At 73.5% G+C, this 26,448-nt stretch carries 20 protein-coding genes; 11 read left to right on the plus strand and 9 right to left on the minus strand.

Annotated elements, in window-relative coordinates; genetic code table 11:
- Nucleotides 1-155 precede the first annotated feature (155 nt).
- The 5 genes from ACWCSV_RS02390 to ACWCSV_RS02410 all read right to left on the minus strand — a co-directional run bounded on the left by ACWCSV_RS02390 (nucleotide 156) and on the right by ACWCSV_RS02410 (nucleotide 6,358).
- Nucleotides 156-1,667, minus strand: coding sequence for a phytoene desaturase family protein (locus ACWCSV_RS02390; RefSeq protein ID WP_451137985.1), 1,512 nt, complete (start codon nucleotides 1,665-1,667; stop codon nucleotides 156-158).
- 75 nt (nucleotides 1,668-1,742) lie between these two features.
- Nucleotides 1,743-2,360 (minus strand): DUF4126 domain-containing protein, encoded by a 618-nt coding sequence (locus tag ACWCSV_RS02395; protein WP_451137986.1) that lies wholly within the window; start codon nucleotides 2,358-2,360, stop codon nucleotides 1,743-1,745.
- Between the two features lie 363 nt (nucleotides 2,361-2,723).
- Nucleotides 2,724-3,335, minus strand: a complete 612-nt coding sequence (locus ACWCSV_RS02400; protein WP_451137987.1) for a TetR/AcrR family transcriptional regulator — start codon at nucleotides 3,333-3,335, stop codon at nucleotides 2,724-2,726.
- A gap of 55 nt (nucleotides 3,336-3,390) precedes the next feature.
- Entirely contained in the window at nucleotides 3,391-5,529 is a 2,139-nt protein-coding gene (locus ACWCSV_RS02405; protein WP_451137988.1) for a YhgE/Pip family protein, read from the minus strand.
- A complete protein-coding gene (locus tag ACWCSV_RS02410; RefSeq protein WP_451137989.1) occupies nucleotides 5,501-6,358 on the minus strand; it encodes an ATP-binding cassette domain-containing protein in 858 nt (285 codons plus the stop codon). The genes ACWCSV_RS02405 and ACWCSV_RS02410 overlap by 29 nt, the downstream gene beginning before the upstream one ends.
- A 336-nt stretch (nucleotides 6,359-6,694) precedes the next feature.
- Here ACWCSV_RS02410 and ACWCSV_RS02415 point away from each other — a divergent pair, with 336 nt between their 5' ends.
- From ACWCSV_RS02415 to ACWCSV_RS02425, 3 genes are all read left to right on the plus strand, one after another.
- Nucleotides 6,695-7,222 carry an SAV_6107 family HEPN domain-containing protein gene (locus tag ACWCSV_RS02415; protein ID WP_451137990.1) on the plus strand — a complete coding sequence of 176 codons (528 nt, stop codon included), beginning with the start codon at nucleotides 6,695-6,697 and terminating at the stop codon, nucleotides 7,220-7,222.
- A gap of 147 nt (nucleotides 7,223-7,369) precedes the next feature.
- Complete coding sequence (locus tag ACWCSV_RS02420) at nucleotides 7,370-8,128, plus strand: methyltransferase (protein ID WP_451137991.1); 759 nt, start codon at nucleotides 7,370-7,372, stop codon at nucleotides 8,126-8,128.
- Nucleotides 8,129-8,429: 301 nt separating this feature from the next.
- On the plus strand, nucleotides 8,430-8,822 hold the full coding sequence (locus tag ACWCSV_RS02425) for a DUF3040 domain-containing protein (RefSeq protein ID WP_451138236.1): 393 nt from the start codon (nucleotides 8,430-8,432) through the stop codon (nucleotides 8,820-8,822).
- 222 nt (nucleotides 8,823-9,044) lie between these two features.
- Here the strand turns inward: ACWCSV_RS02425 and ACWCSV_RS02430 are convergent, their stop codons facing one another.
- The 4 genes from ACWCSV_RS02430 to ACWCSV_RS02445 form a co-directional block, all read right to left on the minus strand.
- Nucleotides 9,045-11,438, minus strand: coding sequence for a transglutaminase TgpA family protein (locus ACWCSV_RS02430; RefSeq protein ID WP_451137992.1), 2,394 nt, complete (start codon nucleotides 11,436-11,438; stop codon nucleotides 9,045-9,047).
- Nucleotides 11,435-12,892: a DUF58 domain-containing protein gene (locus tag ACWCSV_RS02435; RefSeq protein ID WP_451137993.1), complete on the minus strand. Its 1,458-nt coding sequence runs from the start codon at nucleotides 12,890-12,892 to the stop codon at nucleotides 11,435-11,437. The genes ACWCSV_RS02430 and ACWCSV_RS02435 overlap by 4 nt, the downstream gene beginning before the upstream one ends.
- Entirely contained in the window at nucleotides 12,892-13,938 is a 1,047-nt protein-coding gene (locus ACWCSV_RS02440; RefSeq protein ID WP_451137994.1) for an AAA family ATPase, read from the minus strand. Before ACWCSV_RS02440 ends, ACWCSV_RS02435 begins: the two co-directional genes overlap by 1 nt.
- Before the next feature lie 392 nt (nucleotides 13,939-14,330).
- On the minus strand, nucleotides 14,331-14,894 hold the full coding sequence (locus ACWCSV_RS02445) for a beta-class carbonic anhydrase (RefSeq protein ID WP_451137995.1): 564 nt from the start codon (nucleotides 14,892-14,894) through the stop codon (nucleotides 14,331-14,333).
- Between the two features lie 578 nt (nucleotides 14,895-15,472).
- On the opposite strand from ACWCSV_RS02445, the gene rsmH reads away from it, so the two are divergent.
- The 8 genes from rsmH (at nucleotide 15,473) to ftsW (ending at nucleotide 26,444) form a co-directional block, all read left to right on the plus strand.
- Nucleotides 15,473-16,438 (plus strand): 16S rRNA (cytosine(1402)-N(4))-methyltransferase RsmH, encoded by a 966-nt coding sequence (gene rsmH, locus ACWCSV_RS02450; RefSeq protein ID WP_451137996.1) that lies wholly within the window; start codon nucleotides 15,473-15,475, stop codon nucleotides 16,436-16,438.
- 55 nt (nucleotides 16,439-16,493) lie between these two features.
- Entirely contained in the window at nucleotides 16,494-17,090 is a 597-nt protein-coding gene (locus ACWCSV_RS02455; RefSeq protein ID WP_451137997.1) for a septum formation initiator, read from the plus strand.
- Nucleotides 17,091-17,094: 4 nt separating this feature from the next.
- Nucleotides 17,095-19,068 (plus strand): penicillin-binding transpeptidase domain-containing protein, encoded by a 1,974-nt coding sequence (locus ACWCSV_RS02460; RefSeq protein WP_451137998.1) that lies wholly within the window; start codon nucleotides 17,095-17,097, stop codon nucleotides 19,066-19,068.
- A 129-nt stretch (nucleotides 19,069-19,197) separates the two neighbouring features.
- Entirely contained in the window at nucleotides 19,198-20,925 is a 1,728-nt protein-coding gene (locus ACWCSV_RS02465; protein WP_451137999.1) for a UDP-N-acetylmuramoyl-L-alanyl-D-glutamate--2,6-diaminopimelate ligase, read from the plus strand.
- A 4-nt stretch (nucleotides 20,926-20,929) separates the two neighbouring features.
- The gene (locus tag ACWCSV_RS02470) at nucleotides 20,930-22,339 is read left to right on the plus strand and encodes a UDP-N-acetylmuramoyl-tripeptide--D-alanyl-D-alanine ligase (protein WP_451138000.1); all 1,410 of its coding nucleotides are present in this window, start codon (nucleotides 20,930-20,932) and stop codon (nucleotides 22,337-22,339) included.
- Entirely contained in the window at nucleotides 22,336-23,406 is a 1,071-nt protein-coding gene (mraY, locus tag ACWCSV_RS02475) for a phospho-N-acetylmuramoyl-pentapeptide-transferase (RefSeq protein ID WP_327175252.1), read from the plus strand. Before ACWCSV_RS02470 ends, mraY begins: the two co-directional genes overlap by 4 nt.
- Nucleotides 23,388-24,848, plus strand: coding sequence for a UDP-N-acetylmuramoyl-L-alanine--D-glutamate ligase (murD, locus tag ACWCSV_RS02480; RefSeq protein ID WP_451138001.1), 1,461 nt, complete (start codon nucleotides 23,388-23,390; stop codon nucleotides 24,846-24,848). The genes mraY and murD overlap by 19 nt, the downstream gene beginning before the upstream one ends.
- A 120-nt stretch (nucleotides 24,849-24,968) precedes the next feature.
- Nucleotides 24,969-26,444, plus strand: a complete 1,476-nt coding sequence (gene ftsW / locus ACWCSV_RS02485) for a putative lipid II flippase FtsW (RefSeq protein WP_451138002.1) — start codon at nucleotides 24,969-24,971, stop codon at nucleotides 26,442-26,444.
- Nucleotides 26,445-26,448 lie beyond the last annotated feature (4 nt).

The following is a 26,448-nucleotide window of genomic DNA, read 5'->3' on the forward strand; positions in this document are numbered from 1 at the left end:
CGGTTCCCGCGCCGACCATGTCGTAGTCGTCGACCAGCACGAACAGGCGTGGTCCCGACCACCAGTCGGCCAGCCTCATCCGTGCGGGGGTGATGGCGCCCCCTCCCGCGAGGGGGCGCGCCGCTGTCGTCGTGTCAGGGCCTACGTGCCACGGCTCACCGGGAGCCCTGGAACCCGTCGCCCTCCACGATCAGCCCGGCGACCAGGGCGCCCGACATCCCCGCGTGCGCCAGGCCGCCGCCCGGGTGCGACCAGCCGCCCGCCAGGTAGAGCCCCGGCAGCCGGGTGCGGTTGGCCGCGTGCAGCCGGGCCCCCGCCGCCCCCGCCAGCGCGGGCGGCGGCACCGAACCGCCGGGCGCCCCCGTCTGCGCCTCCGTCTCGGCGGGGGTGCGCACCTCGGTGTCGACGACCCGCTCGCGCAGGCCCGGGACCGCCTTTCCGGCGGCGGTGACCACCGCCCCGGCGCACCGCTCGCGCAGCGCGGGGTCGTTCCAGTCCACCGGGCCGTGCGGGGCGACCGTGGCCACCAGCGTCACCGCCTCGTGGTCCTCGTCCGGCCGGGTCGCCGGGTCGTCCGGCCGCAGCACGGTGACCGTGGGCACCTCGGCGAGCCGCCCCGCGAAGAGCGCCGCCTGCTCCGCCGCACCGTCCGGAGCGTGCACCACCGTCCGGTGCGGGGCACCGGCCTCCCGGCCGCCGCGCAGCGAGAGCATCACCACGAAACGGCCCGGCAGCGGACCCGCCCCGGGGCGCGGCTGCACCGGCACGTCCCCGTCGGCCGACGCCCCCGGCACCAGGCCGGGCCTGGGCCGTACGCCCAGCACCACGTGGTCGGCCCCGGCCGGCGTGCCGTCCGCCAGTTCCACCCCGGCCGCCCGGCCGTCCTTCTCCACGACCCGGACCACCTCCGCGCCGAACACGAACTCCACCCGCCGCGCCAGGCACCGTTCGTACAGCGCGTCGGCCAGCGCCCGCATCCCGCCCGCCACGTACCAGGTACCGAAGGTCTCCTCCATGTACGGCAGCAGCGCGGCGCTCGCCGGGGCCTCGCGCGGGTCGAGGCCGTACGCCAGGGCGTATCCGTCCAGCAGCGCGGCCAGCCGGGGATCGGCCAGCTCCCACGCGCCGACCTCGGCCAGGGTGGCGGCCTGCCGCGCACCGCGCAGCAGCCGGCGGGTCCGCACGGCCGGGTACGGGTCACGGCCGAGCACCTGCCAGTCGGGCCGCAGCGGCTCCTCCAGCAGCGGCCGGCGCGAGCGGTCCCAGGCATCCCGGGCCCGGTCGAGGAACGCGCCCCACCGGGCCCCCGCACCCCCGCCGAGCGCCCCCTCCAGGGCGGCGACCACCCCGGCCCGGGAGGCGTTGGGCAGCGAGACCCGGGTGCCGTCCGCGAAGACGTGACGGCTCGCCGGATCGACCTGCGTCAGCGTCACCCGCTGCTCCAGGGACTCCTTGCCGGTCTTGACGAAGAGGTCGCGCTGCACGGCCGGCAGATGCAGCAGGGCCGGACCGGTGTCGAAGACGAAGCCGTCCCGCTCGTGCCGCCCGAGGGAGCCGCCGTACGTGTCCGACCGCTCGTACACCGTCACCCGGTGGCCTGCCACCGCGAGCCGGGCAGCCGCCGCCATGGCGCCCGTCCCGGCGCCGATCACCGCAATTCGTGCCATGCCGGTGACTTTATCGACCCCTCCCGCGAGGGAACCCACCCCCTGCGGGCCGGACGGCCCGTCAGCCCTGGGCCGTCAGCCGTACGGCCAGTGCCGGCCGGCCCCGGCCATCGCCCGCTCTTCGCGCCGCTGCGCCCGGCGGCGGCGGAAGCGGCGGATGCGGGAGGCGAGCAGCCAGAGCGCCAGCAGGCCGAGCACCAGCAGCACCGCCGCGACGGAGGCCGCCGCCACCGGATGGAACATCGCGAACGTGATGATCCCGGCCACCCCCAGGTCCTCCGCCGTGCTGACCGCGACGTTGGAGAACGGCTCGGGGGAGGAGTTGACCGCCATCCGCGTACCGGCCTTGACCAGGTGGCTCACCAGCGCCGTCGAACCACCGAGCGCGCCCGCCGCCAGCTCGGGCAGCGAACCGGAGCCGCCCGCGAGCAGCGCGGCGACGACCGCCCCGGAGACCGGCCTGACCACCGTGTGCACCGTGTCCCAGGCGGTGTCCAGGTACGGGATCTTGTCCGCCACCGCCTCCAGGAGGAAGAACAGCGCGGCCACCACGATCACGTCGGTGCGCTGGAGGGGCGCGGGGACCTCGTCGGAGAGGCCGGTCGCGCCGAAGACGCCGAGGAGCAGGACCACCGCGTAGGCGTTGATCCCGCTCGCCCAGCCACTGGTGAAGACCAAGGGGAGTACGGACACGGAGGCGATCGTAGCCAGCCCACGGCGGCGGCGGATGGGCTCTCGCACACAGACCTGAGTACGTGTACCTAGTGCCGCGGATGAGTAGGTACGCGGATGGGCTGCCACCTGCCCGGACGGAAGAGTGGGGGCACGGAAGGGGCACGGTGCCCGGATCGCCGGCACGGGGCGGCGGACGGTCCGTGCCTCCGACGCAACGGGGGCGCACGACGGAGGAGCCAGGGGCCACGGGGGACCGGGGCCACGGGGGAGGGCTCCTCCGGCAGTACGCGGGACGCCGGTCCGGCGGGGTTCGAGGGGGATCGAACTCCACCGGACCGGCGTCTTTTTCCGTGGCGGCCGACGCGCTGGAACCGCGGCCCGTCAGCGCCCGCTGACCCGGCCGTGCAGCAGCAGCGAAAGCGCCGAGTGCACCTCGTCGAGCGACCGCTCGGGCTGGAACGCCTGCCAGTCCAGCGCCGCCACCAGCACCATCCCGACCAGCGCGGCGGCGGTCAGCGGGATGTCGATCTCCGAGCTCAGCTCGCCGTTCTCCACCCCCGCCCGCAGCTCGTCCTCCACCACGGCGACCGCCTCCTGGCGCACCACCAGGAGGGTCGACTGCCAGGCCCGGTTGGTGCGCCAGAGCTCGGCCACGTACAGCTGGGTGAAGGCCGGATAGCGGTCGATGAAGGCCAGACCGGCCCGGATCATCGCGTCCAGCGCGCCCACCCGGGTCCCGCCGCGTGCGGCGGTCTCCTCGGCCGCCGACCGCAGCGCCGCCGTCAGCAGGCCGACGCCGTGCCGCAGCAGCTCCTCGAAGAGCTCGGTCTTGCTCTTGAAGTTGTAGTACACCGTGCCCTTGGCCACGCCGGCCCGCTCGGCGATCTCGTCCACCGTGGTCGCCGAGAAACCCTTCTCGGCGATGAGGGTCACGGCCGCCTCGTAGAGCTTCTGCCGGGTCGCCTGGCGGCGCGTGGTGCCACTGCTTTCCATGGGACCGATTCTCACAGGTCCCCCGGTGCTCCGAGCCCGTTCGCCCCGGGCCCGCTCACAGGCTCAGCTCCGGGTGGAGCCGTTCGAGGGTCCACACCTGCCTGCGCCGGGCGGCGACGGCGGTCAGCGCGAGGGCCCCCGCCGTGAAGACCGCCAGGACCGCGCAGCCCTGCCAGACGGGCCCGGACCCGCCGCCGGTGATCAGCCGGCGCAGCGCCTCGACGACCCAGCTCATCGGCAGCCAGGGGTGGACCGCCTCGAAGAAGCCGGGGCTGGTCCGCACGGGGTAGGTACCGCCGGCCGAGGTCAGCTGGAGCATCAGCAGCGCCAGCACCAGGATCCGTCCCGCCGCGCCGAAGCGGGCGTTCAGCCACTGCACGATCGCCGCGAAGCAGCAGGTCACCAGAGCGAGGAAGCCGACCGTGGCCACCGGGTGCGCCATCTCCAGGCCCAGACCCCAGTGCAGTACGGACATCAGCGCGGCGACCTGCACCAGGCCGGTCGCGGCCACCGGCAGCCAGCCCGCGAACGCGGTCCTGCGGGCGGAGGCACCGGCCGCGAGGGCGCGCCGGTTCAGCGGCTGCATCAGCATGTACGCCACCATCGCGCCGACCCAGAGGGAGAGCGGGATGAAGTACGGGGCGAAGCCGGTGCCGTAGTTCGGAGCCGCGTGCAGCGACGAGGAGGCGAGGCGGACCGGGTCGGCCATGACCCCGGTCCGCGCGTCGCGGTCGTCCTCGTCGTAGTCCGGGATCTCGCCGACGCCGTCGTTCAGCCCGTCCGCCAGGGTGGTGGACCCGTCGCTCAGGCGGTGCAGCCCGCTGTCCAGGCCCAGGGCGCCCGTCTTCAGCTCGCCGACACCGGTGTCCAGCGCCGAGGCCCCGGACTTCGCCGTGGACAGCCCGGAGTGCAGGGTCCCGGCGCCCTCGGCGACCTGCTGCGCGCCCGCGTTGAGGGCGTCGACCTTCGCCACGGCCGACTCCAGGTCGTCGTCGAGCGCCGGCGCGTGCTCCGCGAGATCCTCCGCCCGCTGCTGCAGGACCGTCAGCCGGGTGCGCAGCACGGCGAGATCGCCGTCCTCGTCCTTCACCAGGGCGCTGACGTCGTCGGCGACGGCAGCGACTCCGGCCGCCGCCGTCACCGCCTTCGCCAGCGGATCGCAGACGGCCGGGTCGGGCAGCGGCGCCTCCTCGCACCGCTGCGCGTGGACGGCGGCGAGGTCGTCGGAGGCGGTGTGCGCGGCGGTGGCCGCGACGGGTGCGGCCTTCACCAGCTCACCGAGGTTCTCCCGCACGGTCCGCGAGGCGTCGGCGACCAGCCGGGCGGTGTCGCCGATGGACTTGCCGTCGTCCTCCAGGAACGGCCGGAGTCCGTTCGCGATCCGGTCGACCTGGTCGGCGAGGAGCTGGGTGCCGTCCGCCACCTGCCGCGATCCGGTCCGCAGGTCGGCGGAGCCCCGGTCGAGCGCGGTGATGCCGTCGGAGAGCCGTTCGCTGCCGGACTTGCTCTCCTTGAGCCCCTCGGCGAGATCCTTCGACCCGTGCTCGGCCTTGGTGATGCCGCTGTGCAGGTCGTCGGCGCCGGCGGCGGCCTTCGCCGTCGCGTCGTGGATGTCGGAGAAGCCGATGAAGATCCGGTCGAGGAAGCCGCGCGAGGCCTCGGCCGAGGCCGCCGCGCGGATCTCGGAGAACACCGTCTTCGAGATCTGGCCGACGATGTAGTTGTTGGCGTCGTTGGTGCGCACCTGGAGCGCGCCCGTCTCGGGGGAGTCGCCGCCGCTCGACGCGATCCGCCGGCTGAGGTCGGCGGGCAGGGTGAGCGAGAGGTAGTACGTACCGTTCTCGACGCCCCGCCGGGCCTCGGCGGCGTCCACCCGGTGCCACTCGAAGGTCTTGGAGTCCAGCAGCTTCCCGGTGAGCTCGTCGCCGACGGCGAGCCGGTCCCCGGCCGCCGTCTCGCCCTTGCCCTTCCCCTCCGCGGCCTTGCCTTCTCCGTCCGGGACCGCCGCCCCCTTGTCCTCGTTGACCAGGGCGACGGGAATCCGGTCCAGATGCCCGTACGGGTCCCAGAAGGACCAGAGGTAGAGGGCCCCGTACAGCAGGGGCAGCAGCAGGAGGGCGGCGAGCGCGGCGCGCGGAAGCTTCCCCCTGCCGAAGCGCTTCAGCTCAAGCCTGGCCAGACCCGTCGCGCGCATCGCCGGCCTCCTTCTCGTCGGTGTCGCCTTCGGCGGTGGTGGTGGCGCCGGCGGTGGCAGCGCTCAGGCCGGTACCGGGACCCGGGCCGGTGGCGGGTCCGGCGGCGGTCCCGCCCGTCACCGGGTCGGTGCGTACGGCCGGTACGCCCTCGGGGGCCTCGGCGCACACCGCGAGCACGGTCGTACCCCGGGCGGCGACGGTGCGCAGCAGCTCCCAGGCCGCCGCCAGGTCCGCCGCGTCGAGCCCGAGGCCGGTGTCGTCGACCGCGAGCAGCCGGGGTTCGTCCAGCAGGGCGAGGGCCACGGAGAGCCTCAGGGCGTCCAGCCGTCCCAGGTCCCGGGCCTGGGTCCGCCCGGCCTTCGGCAGGGCGGTGAGATCGAGCCCGGCGGTCTCCACCGCCTCGGCGATCCGCTCGCCCACCGCCGCGCGCTCCCGGCGCGGACGGAGCAGCGCCCTGACGGGGCCGGTGTACCGGCTCCGGAGCAGGGCGCGCTCCCGCAGGTGTTCGGCGACGGTCAGGGCGCCTTCGAGCTCGCTGACGCCGGGGACCGGCCCGAGCGCGGTGATCCGGCGGACCGCCGCGAGTCTGCCCGGGAGCGGGTAACCGCCGGTGCTCGCCCGGCCCTCCGTCGTCCGCATCCGGCCGGTGAGCGCCAGCAGCAGCGAGGTGCGGCCCGAGCCCGATGGGCCGGCCAGGGCGGTGAGGGTGCCGGGCGCGGCATCGAACTCCACACCCCGGAACGCCCACCCGCGCGGACCCCGCAGCCCGAGGCCCCGCACCTCCACGGCGGCGCCGCGCGGTGTACCCGCCGGCTCTTCGTCTGCCATCGCTCCCCCTCTTCGCACTGTTTCGCGCCGCCTGGGGCTCTTCGAGCCGCCCGGCACAGCTTTTGAACTGACTGGTCAGTGCAAAAACGTAGCCGGAACGCGCACCGGAAGCAAAAGGCCGTAGGAACCTCGTGCGGCCGGGCGGCACCGTCGCGCTGATCGACAACGTGTGTGATCCGTGTCCGACGCCGCCGCGCAAGGCCTGCACCCGCCCCCGCCAGGCCGGAGGAGAACCAACTGACCAGGTCAACGGGGGCTTGAACCGGATTGTCAGTGGTACCCGCCACCATGGACACATACGGCCACCGAGCCGTCACGGACGACAGGAGGATCGTCATGGTCAGCTCGTCCGCAGCTGCCGCCCCGGGGCGCCGCGCAGGCAGCCCTGCCCCCTCACCCACCGGTCCGCCCGACGACGTCCACCCCGTGTCGCGCCGCGCCGGGGCCCCGCCTGCCGCCCTCGACCTCCTCGCCAAGGCCCACGCGGGCCTGACCGAGGCCGCCGTCCTCGACGTCCCCAACGAGCGGTATGCCACCGCGCATCTCGCCGCCCTGCGCGCCGCCGCCGCGGTACTCGCCGCCCGCGGCCGCCCCGAGACCAGCAAGCGCCATCGCGAGCGCATCCGCAGCGCGTGGGAGGTGCTCCCGGAGACAGCGCCGGAGCTCACCGAGTGGAGCGCCCTCTTCGCCTCCGGGGCCGGGCGCCGGGCCCGTGCCGAGGCGGGCCTCCCCGGCGCGGCGAGCCGGCGCGACGCCGACGACCTGCTGCGTGACGTGGCGATGTTCCTGCGGCTGGTGGAGCGGCTGCTCAGCCTCCACCCCACCCTCCCGCAGCCGAGGAAGGGCCGCCCCGGCGCGGGGTGACGGCGCTCCCGGCGGACGGTGCGCGGGGCGGCGGAGCGGAAGGGGGAGGTGGGAAGCGGGAGGCAATAGGGTAGGAGCGCACCCGCACCACCTGCACCGTTCACGCTCCGCCGCCCGCAGCGGCATTGTGCCGAGGAGTCATCTGCCGTGTCGGACCAGCCGCGCCCCCGCGCCTCCCTCCGTACCGCCGTGGTCTGGGAGGTCCTCAAAGGCGCCCTCGACCGCCAGGTGAAGGCGACCGGCAGCGACACCCTGGAAGTTCTGGACACCGGGGGCGGCACCGGCAACTTCGCCGTGCCCGTCGCCCGGCTGGGCCATCGCGTCACCGTGGTCGACCCCAGCCCCGACGCCCTCTTCGCCCTGAAGCGCCGGGCCGACGAGGCGGGCGTCGCCGACCGGGTCCGCGGGGTCCAGGGGGACATCCTCGGGCTGTTCGACGTGGTGGAGCGCGCCACCTTCGACGCGGTGCTCTGCCACGGCGTCCTGGAGTACGTGGACGACCCGGCCGAAGGCGTACGGAGCGCGGTCGGGGCGCTCCGCCCGTCCGGCGCGCTCAGCCTGCTCACCGCGGGTTCGGGCGGCGCCGTACTGGCCCGCGCCCTCGCCGGTCACTTCGTGGAGGCCCGCCGGGCGCTCACCGACCCGGCGGGCCGCTGGGGGGACGCCGACCCGGTGCCCCGCAGGTTCACCGCCGACCAGCTCTCCGGCCTGATCCATGACGCGGGGCTCGACGTCGCCTCGGTGCACGGTGTGCGGGTCTTCGCCGACCTGGTCCCCGGTGTGCTGGTGGACACCGAACCGGGCGCGATGGAGGCCCTGCTGAAGCTGGAGGCGGCCGCCGCCGAGCTCCCGGCCTTCCACTCCGTCGCCACCCAGCTGCACGTCCTGGGCGAGCGCCGGGCCTGACGGCGGCCCGCCGGGGAACACCGGGTGACGGCGGAGCGGCCGGCGGCTCCGCGAAGGCGGGCGCACTCGGCGCATCCCCTCCCGCTCCGGGCCCCCGATCCGGGCCCGGGCCCCGTATGATCGGGTGACAGGATCCGGCATGACGGATCGGCCGCCGGGGAATCAACGCCTCAAGGGCCGAACCGACATGGCGGTACGGACTGGCTGGCTGGTGGGCGCGGGTTTCCCGGGGGCGAATCCCTGCCTATCCTGGAAGGGCCGCATACCGGTCGCCCCCGCGGCCGACGACGAGGAGGACTCCGTGCCGCTCTCGGAGCACGAGCAGCGCATGCTCGAGCAGATGGAGCGAGCGCTGTACGCCGAAGATCCCAAGTTCGCGACAGCGCTTGAGGGAAGCGGGCTGCGTACGTACACCCGGCGACGGGTCTACCAGGCGGTCGCTGGGTTTCTGGTGGGTATCGCGCTCCTCATGGCCGGAATGGTCGCCCAGCAGATCTGGATCAGTGTGGTCGGGTTCCTCGTCATGCTCGGCTGCGCCGTTCTCGCGGTCACCGGCTGGCGCAGGGCGCCCAAGCCCGGAGAACAGCCGCAGCGCGGCACCCCGGCCGCCGGGCGTGGGCCCAGGCAGCGCCGGTCCGTGATGAACCGCATCGAGCAACGGTGGCAGCGCCGCCGCGACGAACAGGGCCAGTGAGTCTTCCCCCGCCGGTGGGCCGGGTGGGGCCGGTACGACGTAGGGCCGGTACGACGTACGAACGTACGACGTAAGAACGTACGACGGAGGGGCGGGACGCGCACGACGCGTCCCGCCCCTCCGCCATGTGCACCCGCACCGCCGGCGGCCGACGTGAGGCGACGGGTACGGCAGGGCGGGCCGTGCGCCAGGGGTGCACGGCCCGCCCGGTCCTCCCCGGGATCAGCCCCGGGAGCGGGACGGGCGGAGGGAGCGGCCGGCCGCCGCCACCCGCTCCGCGAACCGTCCCGCCAGTGCCGTCCGGCCTTCCGAGACCGCCCACACCACCCGGACGGCCGAGCGGGGAGCGAACGCCGCCCGGAGCCGGGCGAACCGGCCCGCGTGGCCGGCCAGTCCGGCACGTACCAGCGCCGCGTCGTCGGACAGCCCGGCCGGCTGCTGCGCCCGGGGCGCGTACAGCACCTGCTCCACGGCTCCCGCCACCCGGTGCAGGGCGGCCGCCGCCTCACCCTCCAGCCCGCCCAGCCGTACGACGCGGTCGGCTGCCCGGCGCGGGGTCAGCGCCTCGTCCGGGACGATCCCGTGGTCCCAGGCCGTGTCCGTGATCTCCCGCCACACCGCCAGCGTTCTCGCCGCCGCGTCCGCCGGTGTCCGCCCGCCCGACCCGTACAGCCGGCGACGCCGTTGCCGGGTCCGCCACAGCAACGGCGACAGCGGGACCAGTACGACCAGCACCACGCCGAGCGCCACCAGGGCCACCGTGCCGAGCGGGAACCCCGGCCCGGCCGTGTCCGCGGCGACCGGAGCCGCCGAGGGCCCGCAGGCACCCTCCTTGCGCATCAGCGCCGAGCAGCTCTCCGAGGCCGACGGGGCGGCCGAGGGCTGCGCCGAGGCCGAAGCGGTCGGAGCGGCCGACGCGTCGGAGGAACCGGTGGGTGCCTGGGGCACCGTGTACGAGGGCACCGAGCCCCGTGTGGGTGTCGGCTCGAACCGGGTCCAACCCACGCCCTCGAAGTACAGCTCCGGCCAGGCGTGGGCGTCCCGCAGCCCCACCGAGACCGACCCGTCCGCCTGCGCCGTCCCCGGCGCGAAGCCCACCGCGACCCGGGCCGGGATGCCCAGCGTCCGGGCCATCGCAGCCATGGCGAACGAGAAGTGCACGCAGAAGCCGCGCCGGTTCTTGAGGAACCGCCCGATCGCCGCCGTGCCGGTGCCCGAGTTCACCGAGGTGTCGTACGTGAATCCGCCGTTCTGCGCGAACCAGTCCTGCAGCGCCACGGCCTGCTCGTAGTGGTTGGCCGAGCCCTGCGTGACCTGCGCGGCGGTCTCCGCCACCACGTCCGGCAGGGACGCCGGCACCTCGGTGTACTCCAGGGTCAGGTCCGCCGGGGGCAGCCCGGCCGAGGCGAGCTGCGCCGCCGTCGGCTCCACCACCAGGCTGCTGACCTGGTACTGCGCTCCGCGCGTCGTCTGGCCGCCGTCGCCGATGAGGGTGCGCCCCACCGGCTCGTACCGCCAGCGGCCGTCGATGCGGACCCTGGTCGCCGGATACGGCATCGGCAGATAGTCCTGCCGGTAGTCGTCGGAGGTGGTGATCCGGGAGGTGACCTCGGTGGCGAGGACGTCCTGCCCGAGACCCGCAGGCCGCGGGAACCGGTCCGGTACGTTCCGCAGCGCCCGCTTGGACGGCAGCCACTCGGCCCCGGTGAACCGGTCGAGGGAGAGGATGCGCAGATAGGAGCCCTGCGCGGCGCCGTCCTCGGAGCGGTACCTCAGCACCTCCCGGTTCTCCGACTGGTTGAGGTTGTCCTGGAGGGAGACCAGCGGGTTCACCGCCGAGATCGTGCCCCCGCCGCCACCCCGCCCGTTGCCGGCGCCCAGGCCGCCCAGCAGACCGCCGCCGAGCGCCGGCAGCGCGGCCGGAACCACCAGCGCGACGCCCAGCGCCAGCGCGCCGATCCGCCGCCCGGTCCGCACCGGGGACTTCACCCGGGCCCCGGGCGGCGGCCCGCCGCGCGCGGGGCCGGCGAAGAGCCGCCCCCACTGGGCGGTACGGTCCCGGCCCTCGGCCAGCAGGAGCAGCAGATAGCCCGAGGCCGCCAGCACGAACCACAGCCGGCTAGCCCCGCCGTCGGAGAGCCCCGCCGCCACCGAGTAGAGGGCCAGCAACGGGAGCCCGGCCGGTGCGGCGGCGCGCAGCGACACCGCCAGCACGTCGACCAGCAGCCCGATCAGCAGGACCCCGCCGACCAGCAGCAGCTTGATGCCGTCCGTCATGGGCGCGGGGATCGCGTACCTGCCGACGTCGTCCGTGCCCGCCGTCAGCAGGTCGCCCAGCCACTGGACGGCCTGCGGGCCGGGCAGCACCCCGAGCAGCGCCCGGTCACCGGCGAACGCCGCCGTCAGCAGCACCAGCGCGACCACCACCTGCACCCCGACGGCCACCGCGCGCGCCGGCGCGAACCGGCGCGCCAGTGCCCCCGCCGTACTCTGCACGGCGAGCAGCAGCGCGGCCTCGAGGATCCACGTCCAGGGGTCCACCAGGGGCAGCAGCGCCCCCGCCGCCAGCAGCGTCGCCGCGTAGGCGCACAGGGCGAGCCGGACGGGACCGCTCATGACCATCCTCCGGAGAAACCTGTCGCAGCTCCGCCACCGGCGGGCTGGGTGTCACCGGGCTGCCCGGCCCGCTGCCACACCTGGGCGAGGTCCGCCCCGGGCGGCACCGGAACCGCGGTCCAGCCCGCCTCGCGCAGCAGCCGCAGCCGCTCCGTGAACGGGGTCGCCGACGCCCAGCCCGCGCCGGGCGCCCACTCCTCGCCGTCCAGTACGAACGCGACGGCCGCGCCGCTGCGCCGCCGCATGGCCGCCGCGACGGCCACCTGCGCCTCGTCCAGGTCGCCCAGGAAGGCGAGCAGCAGGCCCTCGTGGCCGCCGCGCAGCACCTCGTGCGCGCCGTCCAGGCCGCTCGCGTCGGAGTGCTCGACGACCGCGAGGGTGTCCAGCATCAGTCCGGCCGCCTCGGCGGACGCGTGCTCGGAACCGGAGGAACCAGAAGCACCCGAGGAACCAAAAGATCCGGAAGAACTGGACGTATTGGAGGAGCCGGAGAAGCCGCCCTTGCCGTCACCGGGCATCGCACCACCCTCGTCCGTCAGCAGCCGCACCGCGAAGCCCCGCTCCACCAGGTGCGCCAGCGCGGAGGCCGCCGCGGCCACCGCCCACTCGAACGCCGACTCCGGCCCGGAGCCCCGGAAGGCGTTCCGCCGGGTGTCCAGCAGCACCGAGGCCCGTGCCCGCTGGGGCTGCTCCTCCCGGCGCACCATCAGCTCGCCGTAGCGCGCGGTGGAGCGCCAGTGGACCCGGCGGAGGTCGTCGCCGTGCCGGTAACCGCGCGGCAGCACGTCGTCCTCGCCCGCCTGGGCGAGCGAGCGCTGACGCCCGTCGCCGTAGCCGGAGGCCGCGCCGGTGAGCCGGAGCGGGGGGAGCGCCTGGGTGCGGGGGATCACCACGAGGGTGTCGTGGGCGTTGAAGGAGCGGGTCAGTTCGCACATCCCGAACGGGTCGGCGAGCCGCATCTGGAGCGGCCCCAGCGGGTACCGGCCGCGCAGGTCGGAGCGGACCCGGTAGGAGACCTCCCGCCGCCCGCCCGGCTCCACCCGGTCCAGCACGAAGCGGGGCCTCGGCCCGAGCACGTACGGAACCCGGTCCTGCAGCATCAGCAGCCCGGAGGGGAGCCGGGCGGCGTTGTCCACCCGCAGGTGCACCCGCGCCTCCGAACCGGCGGGCACCCGCGAGGGCGACAGCCGCCGCGTGCCGACGACCCGGTAGCGGGTGCGGTGGAGCGCGGCGACGCAGACGAGCGGCAGCACGGCGAGCAGCAGGCCGACCCGGAGCAGGTCGGCCTGGCCCAGTACGTAGGCGCAGACCGCGGCGGCGATGCCGGCGGCCAGGAAGGAGCGCCCCCGGGTGGTCAGCCCGCCCAGGGCCGCCCGCAGGGTTCCTCCGTCACCGTCCGCCTCGTCGCCGGCCACGCCGCCTCGGGGGGCCGGCCCCCGGTGCGCGTCCGCCATCACGGCCGCCGCGTGCCGGGCGCGTACGCCGGACCGCCCTGCGGGTACGGGGGTACGCGCCGGGCGGCGGTCCGGTCGTCCGGCGAGGTGGGTACGGGCGTGCGCTGCAGGATCTCCGCCACCACCTGCTCCGCCGTGCGGCGGTTCAGCTGGGCCTGCGCAGTGGGCAGCAGACGGTGGGCGAGGACCGGCACCGCGAGCGCCTGGACGTCGTCGGGGAGTGCGTAGTCCCGGCCGCCGAGGGCCGCCGACGCCTTCGCCGCGCGCAGCAGGTGGAGGCTTGCCCGGGGAGAGGCACCGAGCCGGAGGTCGGGGTGGCTGCGGGTGGCCTGGACCAGCTCGACGGTGTACCGCCGCACCGACTCGGCCACGTACACCGAGCGGACCGCGTCGATCAGCTTCACGATGTCCTGGGCGTGGGCCACCGGCTGGAGGTCGTCCAGCGGCGGGACCCCGCCGTGCACGTCGAGCATCCGCAGCTCGGCTTCGAGGCTGGGGTAGCCCATCGACACCCGGGCCATGAACCGGTCGCGCTGGGCCTCCGGCAGCGGGTAGGTGCCCTCCATCTCGACCGGGTTCTGGGTCGCGACGACCATGAAGGGGTCGGGCAGCGCGTAGGTCTGCCCGTCGGTCGTGACCTGCCGCTCCTCCATCGATTCGAGGAGGGCGGACTGCGTCTTGGGCGACGCGCGGTTGATCTCGTCGCCGATCACGATCTGGGCGAAGATGGCGCCCGGCTTGAACTCGAAGTCCTTGCGCTGCTGGTCGAAGACGGAGACCCCGGTGATGTCCGAGGGCAGCAGGTCCGGGGTGAACTGGATGCGGCGCACCGAGCAGTCGATGGACCGGGCCAGCGCCTTGGCCAGCATGGTCTTGCCGACTCCGGGTACGTCCTCGATCAGCAGGTGACCCTCGGCGAGCAGCACGGTCAGCGCGATCCGCACGACCTCGGGCTTGCCCTCGATCACGCGCTCCACCGACCCGCGCACCCGCTCCGTCGTGGTGGTCAGATCAGTGAGGTTCGTTCGCTCGTCATAGGTGGTCACCCGGTCCTCCTCGGCCCTTCACGCACGGGCCCGCGCCGACGAACGGCCTGGCCCACCCCGATTGCGGACGCCCCTCCGGAAGCCCCGGAGCGCGTCACCCCCGCATTCTTGTTGCCGTTACCGCTTCGTGTCACTCGCGTCCGGACAACCCAGGCCGATATGTCGGGTGTTGTCGATATTCGGATGCCGGTACGAGGCGGAAAAGGTGGGGCGGGCCGTGTGGAGGGCGGATCAAGGATGCTGGTGAAAGGGGGTCCGGAGGGTACCCCGCGACAACGACGGCGACCCCGCGGCGCGGTGCGCGGGGTCGCCGGGGAGCTGGGGCGGGTCTTCGGACCGCTGTCTCCCGGCCTCCGGCCGGACGACGGCACTTCGACGACCTGCCCAGCGGGTCAGGAGGCCGGCGAGATCTCGCGCAGCAGACCGGTCGTGACGTCGAAGACGAAGCCCCGGACGTCGTCCGTGTGCAGGAGGAACGGCGAGGTGCGGACCCGCTGGATCGACTGGCGCACATCCTGGTCGACGTCGGAGAAGGACTCGACCGCCCACACCGGCCGCTGGCCGACCTCCAGCTCCAGCTCGTGGCGGAAGCCCTCGGTCAGCGACTCGAGACCGCAGTTGGTGTGGTGGATGAGTATGACGCTGCGGGTGCCCAGCGCCCGCTGGCTGATGGTGAGCGACCGGATCACGTCGTCGGTGACCACGCCGCCCGCGTTGCGGATGGTGTGGCAGTCGCCGAGCTCCAGGCCCAGGGCGGCGTGCAGGTCGATGCGGGCGTCCATGCAGGCGACCACGGCCACCTTCCGGACCGGGCGGGCGTCCATGCCCGGGTCCGTGAACGCGCTCGCGTACTGGGCGTTCGCCGCCACCAGGAGGTCCGTGACGGTGTCGCCCGGGCGGGGCGCGTCCGGGGTGGCGGGGGCGGCGGCGGAAGGAGACTGTGCGGAAGTCGACATGGCTACGACGTTAGCCGCCCCACCCGCCCGGAGCTGCTCGGGGAAAAGGACAAAGAACGTCAACGAGGCTTGTTGTGAGCTAACCCACAGGACTTGCCCGGGCTCACCCGTCCGGGTGAGGACCGGGGGCCACCGGAGCGGGGCGACGCGCTGAGCGGTTCGTTGATCCGGAATCGATCGAATGGCAGGGTGGACTAAAGTGACGCGAAGTTACCGACCGGCCGCAAGGCCGGTTCCGTTCCTCGGCTCCACGCGTTCGTACCGCACGTTCCGGTCACTTCCGCAACTCGTGCGGTTCCGGTGGCTCCCGCGGTCCTCGTTGGGCCCAGCGGTTTTCAGCGGTGAGCGGCAGTTCCGGCAATGCACCGCGGAAGTCCGTACAACTCCATACATTTCTCCACCCCCGTATTTCTCCGCATTTCCGATGTCCCCGTGATGTGCGGCGAACGTGCGGCCCGGCCCTCTCCCGCTCATGGCAGGCCGGCGCCTCTTCCCCGGCGCCGGCAGGCCTCCCCTTCTGAGCGGGCGGGGACCAGGCCGCACGTCCCGCCTCACGGACCTGAGCCTGAGAGGGCGCATTGAGCCAGACCCGACACGTCCCGGTGATGCTCCAGCGATGCCTGGACCTGTTGGCCCCGGCTCTGGAGCGGGCGGGCGGCACCCCACCGGTGGTCGTCGACTGCACCCTCGGCCTCGGCGGACACAGCGAGGCACTGCTCACCGCCTTCCCCGAGGTGCGGCTCATCGCCCTCGACCGGGACAAGGAGGCGCTCCGGCTCTCCGGCGAGCGCCTCGCCCCGTACGGCGACCGCGCCACCCTGGTGCACGCGGTCTACGACGAACTGCCCGAGGTGCTGGACCGGCTCGGCGTCCCCAAGGTCCAGGGCATCCTCTTCGACCTCGGCGTCTCCTCCATGCAGCTGGACGAGGCCGACCGGGGATTCGCCTACGCCCAGGACGCGCCGCTCGACATGCGCATGGACCAGACGACCGGGATCGGCGCGGCCGAGGTCCTCAACACCTACCCGCCGGGCGAACTGGTCCGCATCCTGCGCGCGTACGGCGAGGAGAAGCAGGCCAAGCGGATCGTCTCGGCCGTCGTGCGCGAGCGCGAGAAGGAACCGTTCACCAACAGCGCCCGGCTGGTCGAGCTGATCCGTGACTCCCTGCCGCAGGCCGCCAAGCGCACCGGCGGCAACCCGGCCAAGCGCACCTTCCAGGCGCTGCGCATCGAGGTGAACGGCGAACTCACCGTCCTGGAGAACGCCATCCCCGCCGCCGTCGCCTCCCTCGCGGTCGGCGGGCGGATCGCCGTGCTGTCCTACCACTCGCTGGAGGACCGGCTGGTCAAGCAGGTGTTCGCGGCCGGCGCGGCGAACACCGCGCCGCCGGGACTGCCCGTCGTCCCCGAGCGCTACCAGCCCCGCCTCAAGCTCCTCACCCGGGGCGCGGAGCTGCCCACCGAGGAAGAGGTCGCCGAGAACCGGCGGGCCGCCCCGGCCCGGCTGCGCGGCGCCGAACGCATCCGCGAGGACGAGCGGTGACCGCGCTCCGGGGGCGTACGCCCGGTGACCGCACCGGGGAGCGGGAGGCGACGCGGTGAACCGGCCGGCCGCGCCGCTGAAGGGACGCGCCGCCCGCCTCGCCCGGCTGATGCCGTCGGGGCCGAGCAACGCGGCCCGCACCCCCTTCATGCTGCTGGTCGTGGTCCTTCTCGGCGGCGGTCTGATCAGCCTCCTGCTGCTGAACTCCGCGCTCAACGAGGGCTCGTTCCGCCTCAGTGAGCTGCGCAAGCAGACGACCGACCTCACCGACGAGGAGCAGGCCCTCCAGCGGGACGTGGACGGCTACTCGCAGCCCGACGCGCTGGAGCGGCGGGCCAGGGAGCTGGGGATGGTCCCCGGCGGAAGCCCCGCCTTCCTCAACCCGGACGGCACGGTCCGGGGCGTCCCCGCCGAGGTCACCGCCGAGCCCGACCCGGAGCCCGTGCCCACCCCGGCCGCGACGGACGGCACCGCGCCCGACGAAGAACCCCGGGCCGCCGGTGCCGAGGAGTCCGCGAGTCCCGCGGAGAGCGCCCCGCCCGCCCCCGTAGCCATCCCCGCACCGTCCGCCGCGTCCTCCTCGCCGGCCGCTTCCGCGGAACCGCCGGAGCCCACCGCGGCAACCACGACCCCGACGAGCCCCGGCAGGTGACGCAGTGCCGTCCAAGGAACCGCCGCGCCGCCGTGTGCCCGGCCCCGCCCGCCCCCGGGGGGCCGCCGGCGGTACGGGACGCCCCCGGTCCGCCGCCCGCCCCGAAGCCGGACGCCCCTCGTCCGGCCGGCCGGGCCGCCCCGCGCCGCGCTCCCTGCGCCTGGGCAACCCGCGCCCCCGGCTGCGCCTGGTCAGCCTCGGGCTGACGCTCGTCATGCTGGTGTTCACGGCCCGGCTCCTCCAGGTCCAGGCCGTCGACGCGCACGCGTACTCGGCGAAGGCCAAGGAGAACCGGTACCTCGAGTACACCGTCGCCGCCGAGCGCGGCGAGATCACCGACCGCAACGGGATCGCGCTGGCCACCAGCGTCGACGCGTACGACATCACGGCCGACCCCAAGATGTTCACCCCGGCCGAGAGCAAGGTCCCGGACGCCCCCGAGCAGGCGGCGGCCCTCCTCGCCCCCATCCTCGGCAAGGACGCGGCCACCCTCACCGCGCAGCTCTCGAAGGCCGGGAGCCGCTACACCGTGCTGGCCCGCCGGCAGACCCCGCAGGTCTGGAAGCAGATCAAGGACCTGAAGTCGGTCCTCGCGGACAAGGCGGCCGAGGACGGCGGGGAGGCGACCGGTGTGCTGGCGGGCGTCTTCCAGGAGCCGACGACCAAGCGCGTCTACCCGAACGGCGATCTCGCCGCCGGGATACTGGGCTTCGTCAACGCCGACGGCAAGGGCGGCGGCGGCCTGGAGTCCCAGCTGAACGAGGAGCTCTCCGGTCAGGACGGGAAGATCCGGTACGCCCAGTCGGGCGGCCGCCGGGTGCCGACCGCCGGCGCCAAGGAGATCCCGGCCGTCGAGGGCACGGACGTCGAGCTCACCATCGACCGGGACATCCAGTGGGCCGCCCAGCGTGCCATCAGCGACCAGGTCGAGGAGTCCAAGGCGGACGGCGGGTACGTCGTCGTGCAGAACACCCGGACCGGCGAGCTGCTGGCCCTGGCCAACGCCCCTGGCTTCGACCCGAACGACCTCTCCACCGCCGGAGCGGGCTCGCTGGGCAACGCGGCGCTCCAGGACGTCTACGAACCCGGCTCCACCGCCAAGGTCATGTCCATGGCCGCAGTGCTGGAGGAGGGCGCGGCCACCCCCCTCACGCACGTCACCGTGCCCAACCGGCTGCACCGCGGGGACCGGCTCTTCAAGGACGACATCGACCACAAGACCTGGTACCTCACGCTCAACGGCGTCCTCGCCAAGTCCAGCAACATCGGCACCATCCTGGCGACCGGTCAGCTCGGGAAGACCCAGCCCGAGGCGAACAAGGTCCTCTACTCCTACCTCCACAAGTTCGGCATCGGCAGCCCCACCGGCCTCGGCTACCCCGGCGAGTCGCCGGGAATCCTCGCCAAGCCCCAGGACTGGTCGACCTCCCAGCAGTACACGATCCCCTTCGGCCAGGGCCTCTCGCTCAACGCCGTCCAGGCGGCCTCGGTCTACTCGACGATCGCCAACGGCGGGGTACGGATCGCCCCCACGCTCGTACGCGGCACCAAGGGCCCCGACGGCCGCTACACGGACGCCACCAAGCCCGAGGAGACCCGGGTGGTCAGCGAGAAGACCGCCAAGGAGGTCTCCACCATGCTGGAGTCCGTCGTCAGCGACGAGGAGGGCACCGGCACCAAGGCGCGCATCCCCGGCTACCGCGTTGCGGGCAAGACCGGTACCGCCAACCGGGTGGACCCGGTCAGCGGCGTGTACGACGGCTACACCGCCTCCTTCGCCGGCTTCGCACCGGCCGACGATCCGCAGATCACCGTCTACTGCGCGATCCAGAACCCCACCAAGGGCAACTACTTCGGCGGCCAGATCTGCGGGCCGATCTACAAGAAGGTCATGGAGTTCGCCCTCAAGACCCTCCAGACCCCGCCGAGCGGCAGCAAGGCGCCCGCACTGCCGGTCTCCTTCGGACCGGGCGGCTGACCGGACAGGCTCCGCACGACCGCGGTGCGCGCCGGGCGGACGGAGACGTTCCTGCCGAGCGCACCGAGGGGCGGGCCGCACCACGCGCCGGACCAGGCCGTGACCTCGTACGTTCCCAGGGGAGCACCAGTGACAACCATCACCCCCGATCCGGGGAACCGGAACGACAACTTCCGCAACCCCGGCCCCTCGCTTCGCGGGAGGCCGGGTCAGCCCGGTACGCTCACCGCCGTGCCCCACGCTGATCAGTACCGAATCACCCCGAAGGACGCGCCCGTGAACTACCCGGGAGCGCCCCGACCGGAACGGCTCCGGCCGACACCCCTCGGCGAGCAGGCCGCCCGCCTCGGCCTCGAACTGCCCGCGGCGGTGGAGGTAACCGGCATCACCCACGACTCCCGGGCGGTCCGCCCGGGAGACGTGTACGCGGCCCTGCCGGGCGCCAGGCTGCACGGCGCCGACTTCGCGGCCCAGGCGGCCGGCCTGGGCGCCGCCGCGGTCCTCACCGACCCCGCGGGCGCGGATCGCGCTGCCGCCACCGGCCTCCCGGTGCTGGTCGCCGAGGACCCGCGGGCCGTCATGGGCGACCTCGCCGCCGAGATCTACGGCCGCCCCGGCACCGACCTGCTCCAGATCGGCATCACCGGGACCTCCGGCAAGACCACCACCGCCTACCTCGTCGAAGGCGGGCTGCGCGGCGCCGGCCACGCCACCGGGCTCATCGGCACGGTCGAGACCCGCATCGGCGACGAGCGCATCAAGTCCGAGCGCACCACCCCCGAGGCCACCGACCTCCAGGCCCTCTTCGCGGTCATGCGCGAACGCGGCGTCGAGTCGGTCGCCATGGAGGTCTCCAGCCACGCGCTGGTGCTGGGCCGGGTCGACGGCTGCGTCTTCGACGTCGCCGTCTTCAACAACCTCAGCCCGGAGCACATGGAGTTCCACTCCGGCATGGAGGACTACTTCCAGGCCAAGGCGCAGCTCTTCACCCCGGAGCGCAGCAGGCGAGGGGTCGTCAACTACGACGACAGCTACGGCCGCAGGCTCGTCACCGAGGCCGGCGTCCCCGTCACCACCTTCTCCGCCGAGGGCCACCCCGACGCCGACTGGCGTGCCGAGGACGTCGAAGTCGGGCCGCAGGACAGCACGTTCACCGTCGTCGGCCCCGACGGCGAGCGCATCGCCGCCCGGGCCCCGCTGCCCGGCCCGTTCAACGTGGCCAACAGCCTCGCCGCGATCGTCACCCTGGCCGTCGCCGGGATCGACCCGCAGACCGCCGCCGACGGCGTCGCGGCCGTCCCCGGTGTCCCCGGCCGGCTGGAGCGCGTCGACGCGGGACAGCCGTACCTCGCCGTCGTCGACTACGCGCACAAGACGGACGCCGTCGAATCGGTGCTCCGCTCCCTGCGCAAGGTCACCCAGGGCCGGGTGCACATCGTGCTCGGCTGCGGCGGCGACCGCGACACCACCAAGCGGGGCCCGATGGGCGCCGCCGCGGCGCGTCTCGCCGACACCGCCGTACTGACCTCCGACAACCCACGCTCCGAGGACCCGCTGCGGATTCTCTCCGCGATGCTCGCGGGGGCCGCCGAAGTGCCCGTCCACGAACGCGGCGACGTCCTGGTCGACGCGGACCGGGCCGCGGCCGTCGCGGCGGCCGTCGCCCGCGCGCGGCCCGGCGACACCGTCCTCGTCGCCGGCAAGGGCCACGAGCAGGGCCAGGACGTCCACGGGGTGGTACGCCCCTTCGACGACCGCCAGGTCCTCCGCGCGGCCATCGCACGGTCCCTGGGGCGCCCCGGCGCCGCACCCGTCCAGCAGTACGAAGCCCACCACGAGAACAACAGTCAGGGATGACCAAGTGATCGCCCTTTCCCTCGCCGAGATCGCCGAAATCGTCGGCGGGCAGCCGCACGACATACCGGACACCTCGGCCGTCGTCGACGGCCCGGTCGTCATCGACTCCCGGAAGGTGGAGCGGGGCAGCCTGTTCGCCGCCTTCGTCGGTGAACAGGTCGACGGCCACGACTACGCCACCGGCGCCGTGGCGGCCGGAGCCGCCGCGGTGCTGGCCACCCGCCCCGTCGGGGTGCCCGCGATCGTCGTCGACGACGTGGTGGCGGCGCTCGGCGCCCTCGCCCGCCACGTCGTCGTCGATCGCCTCGGGCTGCCCGTCGTCGCCCTCACCGGCTCCGCGGGCAAGACCTCCACCAAGGACCTCATCGCCCAGCTCATGGAGCGCATGGGGCCGACCGTCTACCCGGTGGGCAACCTCAACAACGAGATCGGCCTGCCGGTCACGGCACTCCGCGCCACCGAGGGGACCCAGCACCTCGTGCTGGAGATGGGTGCCCGCTACATCGGCGACATCCGCTACCTCACCGGACTCGTCCCGCCCCGGATCGGACTCGTCCTGAACGTCGGCACCGCCCACATCGGCGAGTTCGGCGGCCGGGAGCAGATCGCCCAGGCCAAGGGCGAGATGGTCGAGTCGCTCCCCGAGGACGGCGTGGCCGTCCTCAACGCCGACGATCCGCTCGTGCGCGCCATGTCCTCCCGTACGAAAGCACGGGTCCTTCTCTTCGGAGAGTCGCCCGAATCGGACGTACGCGGAGAGAACGTCCGTCTCACAGCGGACGGACACCCCGCTTTCAGCCTCCACACACCCACCGGGTGCAGCGAGGTGACCATGCGCCTGTACGGTGAGCACCACGTGTCGAACGCGCTCGCCGCAGCCGCCGTCGCCCATGAGTTGGGCATGCCCGTACACGAGATCGCCGAGGCGCTCTCCGAGGCGGGCACCCTCTCCCGCTGGCGCATGGAGGTCACCGAGCGTCCGGACGGTGTGACGGTCGTCAACGACGCCTACAACGCGAACCCCGAATCCATGAGAGCCGCACTCCGTGCGCTGGCCGCCATGGGCAGGGGCCGGCGGACCTGGGCGGTGCTCGGTCAGATGGCCGAGCTCGGTGACGAGTCGCTCTCCGAGCACGACGCGGTCGGACGGCTTGCCGTCCGGCTCAACGTCAGCAAGCTCGTCGCGGTCGGGGGGATTGAAGCCTCCTGGCTGCAACTGGGCGCTTACAACGAGGGTTCGTGGGGTGAGGAGTCGGTGCACGTGTCCGACGCACAGGCGGCCGTCGACCTGTTGCGCAGTGAACTGCGCCCGGGAGACGTCGTGCTGGTGAAGGCGTCCCGGTCGGTCGGCCTGGAGATGGTTGCCCAGGCACTGCTGGAGAACTCGACCGAGGGCGAGGTCACCGGCCGATGAGGCAGATCCTCTTCGCGGGGGCCATCGGGCTCTTCCTGACCCTGGTCGGTACCCCGCTGCTCATCAAGCTGCTGGCCCGCAAGGGATACGGGCAGTTCATCCGGGACGACGGCCCGCGCACGCACGGCAGCAAGAAGGGCACGCCCACCATGGGCGGCATCGCCTTCATCCTGGCGACGATCATCGCGTACGTCCTGGCGAAGGTGATCACCGGCGAGGAGATGCGGTTCTCCGGCGTCCTCGTGCTCTTCCTGATGGCGGGGATGGGGCTCGTCGGCTTCCTGGACGACTACATCAAGATCGTCAAGCAGCGTTCGCTCGGCCTGCGGGCCAAGGCGAAGATGGCCGGCCAGCTGATCGTCGGCATCGCGTTCGCGGTGCTCTCGCTCCAGTTCGCCGACATCCACGGCAACACCCCGGCGTCCACCCGGCTCTCGTTCGTCGAGGACTTCGGGTGGTCGATCGGACCGGTGCTGTTCGTCGTCTGGGCCCTGTTCATGATTCTCGCCATGTCCAACGGCGTGAACCTGACGGACGGTCTGGACGGCCTGGCCACCGGCGCGTCGGTGATGGTCTTCGGCGCGTACACCTTCATCGGCCTCTGGCAGTTCCAGGAGTCGTGCGCCAACGCGATGGAACTCACCAACCCGAGTGCCTGTTTCGAGGTCCGCGACCCACTCGACCTGGCGGTCGTCGCCTCCGCGCTGATGGGTTCCTGCTTCGGCTTCCTCTGGTGGAACACCTCGCCGGCCAAGATCTTCATGGGTGACACCGGTTCGCTCGCGCTCGGCGGCGCCCTCGCGGGCCTCGCCATCTGCTCGCGCACCGAGTTCCTGATGGCCGTCCTCGGCGGCCTCTTCGTGATGATCACCATGTCCGTGGTCATCCAGGTCGGTTCCTTCAAGATGACCGGCAAGCGGGTCTTCCGGATGGCGCCGCTCCAGCACCACTTCGAACTCAAGGGGTGGTCGGAGGTCCTCGTGGTGGTCCGGTTCTGGATCATCCAGGGCATGTGCGTGATCGTCGGTCTCGGACTCTTCTACGCGGGATGGGCAGCCAAGAAGTGAGCACCACCAACTCGGCGGACCGGGCGGACTGGCGGGGGAAGCACGTCACGGTCGCCGGACTCGGGGTCAGCGGAATTCCCGCTGCCCGGGCCCTGCACGGACTCGGGGCGCTGGTGACCGTCGTCAACGACGGCGACGACGAGCGCTCCCGCACCCAGGCCGCCGGCCTGGAGGCGGAGGGGATCACCGTGCGCCTCGGCGACGGCGACACCCTGCCCGATTCCACCGAACTGATCGTCACCGCCCCGGGCTGGAAGCCCGACAAGCCGCTCTTCCTCGCGGCCGCGGCGGCCGGCGTCCCCGTCTGGGGCGACGTCGAACTCGCCTGGCGGCTGCGGGGGGCCAAGGGCGGCGAACCCGCCCCCTGGCTCGCGGTGACCGGCACCAACGGCAAGACCACCACCGTACGGATGCTCGCCTCCATCCTGGAGGCCGCCGGGCTGCGCACCGCGGCCGTCGGCAACATCGGCGTCTCCCTGCTGGACGCCGTGCTCGGCGAGGAGACGTACGACGTGCTCGCCGTCGAGCTCTCCAGCTACCAGCTGCACTGGGCGCCCTCGGTGCGCGCCCACTCCGCCTCGGTGCTCAACCTGGCCCCGGACCACCTCGACTGGCACGGCTCCATGGAGGCGTACGCCGCCGACAAGGGCCGGATCTACGAGGGCAACACCGTGGCCTGCGTGTACAACGCGGCCGACCCCGCCACCGAGGAACTGGTGCGCGAGGCCGACGTGGAGGAGGGCTGCCGGGCGATCGGCTTCACCCTCGGCACTCCCGGCCCCTCCCAGCTCGGCGTCGTCGACGGCATCCTGGTGGACCGGGCCTTCGTCACCAACCGCCAGAAGCAGGCCCAGGAGCTGGCCGAGGTCGCGGACGTCGACCCGCCCGCCCCGCACAACATCGCCAACGCCCTCGCCGCCGCCGCACTGGCCCGCGCCTTCGGCGTGAAGCCCGCCGCGGTCCGCGACGGACTGCGCGCCTTCCGCCCCGACCCGCACCGCATCGAGCACGTGGCGGACGTCGACGGGGTCCGGTACGTGGACGACTCCAAGGCCACCAACACCCACGCCGCCGAAGCCTCCCTCGCCGCCTATGAGCCGATCGTCTGGATCGCCGGCGGCCTCGCCAAGGGAGCGACCTTCGACGAACTGGTGAGCGGCGCCGCGAAGCGCCTGCGGGGCGTGGTGCTCATCGGCCGCGACCGGGCCCTCATCCGCGAAGCCCTGACGCGACACGCCCCCGAGGTACCCGTGGTCGACCTGGACCGGACCGACACTGGGGCCATGTCCGAGGCGGTCGCCGAGGCCGCACGTCTCGCCCGCCCGGGCGACACCGTGCTGCTGGCCCCGGCCTGCGCCTCGATGGACATGTTCGCCAACTACAACGTACGGGGCGAGGCGTTCGCGGACGCGGTCCGCGCACGCGCCGACGACAGCGCCTGACAGGCCCGGCCCCCGGGCCGTACCGTCCCTGGAGAGAATGTGACCCGGGGACGAGTACGGCCCGGTCCGGGCCGCCGGGCCGTCGCCGCCCCGGGACGACCAGCGGAGGGGACAGCGACTATGCCGGCCGATGAGGGTCCCGACGCCCGGGGACGGGTCCGCGCGCGGGCGCACGCGACGAGGACCGGTGCCTTCCGTACCCGGCCGTTCGCCCCGGCCGGCCCGTACGGCCCGCCCGGAGACGGTGTGCCGACCCACCCCGGCCTGGCCCTGCGCGGACGGCTCGCCGCGGGGACCGGACGCGGCCCCCGGCCCGCCCGCCCCCCGGCCCGTTCCGCTCCCGCCCCCCGCAGCCCGCGCGGCGGCGGGGTGCGCCGCGCCTACGAACAGGCACGGCGGGCCTGGGACCGCCCCCTGACGGCGTACTACGTCATCCTCGGCTCCAGCCTGCTGATCATCGTGCTGGGCCTCGTGATGGTCTACAGCGCCTCCATGATCAAGGCGCTGGAACTCGCCAAGCCGAGCACCTACTTCTTCCGCAAGCAGTTCCTGGCCGCCGTCATCGGAGCCGGACTGATGCTGCTGGCCGCCCGCATGCCGGTCAAACTCCACCGCGGGCTCGCCTACCCGATGCTGCTCGGCACGGTCTTCCTGATGGCCCTGGTCCAGGTCCCCGGCATAGGGATGTCGGTCAACGGCAACCGGAACTGGCTCTACGTCGGCGGACCGTTCCAGCTCCAGCCCAGCGAGTTCGGCAAACTGGCCCTCGTGCTGTGGGGGGCCGACCTGCTCGCCCGCAAACAGGACAAGCGGCTGCTCACCCAGTGGAAGCACATGCTGGTCCCGATGGTGCCCGTCGCCTTCATGCTGCTCGGTCTGATCATGCTCGGCGGCGACATGGGCACCGCGATCATCCTCACCGCGATCCTCTTCGGCCTGCTCTGGCTCGCCGGGGCGCCCACCCGGCTCTTCGTGGGGGTGCTCGGCTTCGCCGGGGCCATCGCCGTCCTGCTGATCAAGACCAACCCGAACCGCATGTCCCGGCTCGCCTGCGTCGGTGTCAGCGAGCCGGACGCCGCGGGCGGCTGCTGGCAGGCCGCGCACGGAATCTACGCCCTCGCGTCCGGCGGCTGGTTCGGATCGGGGCTCGGTGCGAGCGTGGAAAAATGGGGACAACTGCCCGAACCCCACACCGACTTCATCTTCGCCATCACCGGCGAGGAACTGGGGCTGGCGGGGACTCTGTCGGTGCTCGCCCTCTTCGCGGCTCTAGGCTATGCGGGTATCCGCGTGGCCGGACGCACGGAGGACCCCTTCGTGAGGTACGCCGCGGGAGGTGTGACGACCTGGATCACCGCGCAGGCTGTGATCAACATCGGTGCGGTGCTCGGCCTGCTGCCGATCGCCGGAGTCCCGCTCCCGCTGTTCTCCTACGGGGGGTCGGCCCTGCTGCCGACCATGTTCGCGGTCGGGCTGATGATCGCCTTCGCGCGTGAGCAGCCCGGTGCGCAAGCGGCCCTGGCCATGCGGAGGCCCGGGGTGAGATGGAAGACGATGAGACGGCGCGTCAAGAAGCGTCCGTCCGGAGAGCGGTGAATTT

It is taken from the genome of Streptomyces sp. NPDC001770, from assembly GCF_053596135.1.